Raw genomic sequence first — 928 nt, forward strand, 5'->3', positions numbered from 1 at the left:
GAACACCAGTGATGCGGGCCTTCTTGTGGGCGGGCTGATGGTCTCCTACGGCACGGGCAGTACGGATGTCAGCTCTGACTTAGGGGACGGGTCGATCGAGACCAGTGGTCTGGGTCTGGGCCTGGCAGCCACGTGGTATGATGCGCGCCGGTTCTATGTTGACGGGCAGGTGACAGTGACCTCCTACTCAAGCGATCTGACCTCGGACAGGCTTGGGACCCTGACCGAGGGCAACAGCGGGATGGGCTATGCGCTGTCGCTGGAGGCTGGGCAGCAATTCGATCTGGGCACGTGGCTGGCGGTGACCCCGCAATCCCAGCTGAGCCTGTCGTCGGTGACGTTCAGCGACTTCACGAGTGAGGCGCACCAGGAGGCGGTCGCGCTGAGCGCTGCGACCAGCCAGCAGCTGCGTCTTGGGCTTGAGGTCGCGGCGCAGGATCCGGGGGAGAGTGGCCTCAATGGCGTTATCAACCTGTACCATGAGTTTGGCGCGGGCAGTGAGGTTGAGGTGGCCGGGACGTCCCTGACGACGGAGCGTGAACCCTGGATCCTTGGGGCTGGTCTTGGCGGTACCTATGCCATGACCGACCGCGTGGATCTGTTTGGCGAAGCCTCCTATGCCACCGGGCTCAGCAACGCCGGCGACACCAGCGCCATCAGCGCAAGCGCAGGGCTGAAAGTGGTGTTCTAGGAAATCCGACACATGCGTGCAGCGATGTCCCAAAAGGCATCACCCAGACTGCGAAGAGAAGCGTGACCCGGATGAGCGACAACGGTCCCAAAAAAAGGCGATTGTATACTTGACAAACCCAATGATATTTCCTATCTATAATTCATAGAGTTAAAGGGAAATACCATGTCTGTTCTATCTGCCCCATATATGCACGATGAAGCCGCAGCTTTTGCGCATGTCGAAAGCATTCTCTGG

General features: G+C 59.5%; 1 protein-coding gene. It reads left to right on the forward strand.

Annotated features, from left to right (window positions below; genetic code table 11):
• The coding region (locus ACFWW2_RS16055) for an autotransporter outer membrane beta-barrel domain-containing protein (RefSeq protein WP_393929552.1) at positions 1-691 on the forward strand (691 nt) is incomplete at its 5' end.
• Positions 692-928 lie beyond the last annotated feature (237 nt).

This window comes from Yoonia sp. R2-816, from assembly GCF_046762905.1.
Lineage (GTDB): Bacteria > Pseudomonadota > Alphaproteobacteria > Rhodobacterales > Rhodobacteraceae > Yoonia.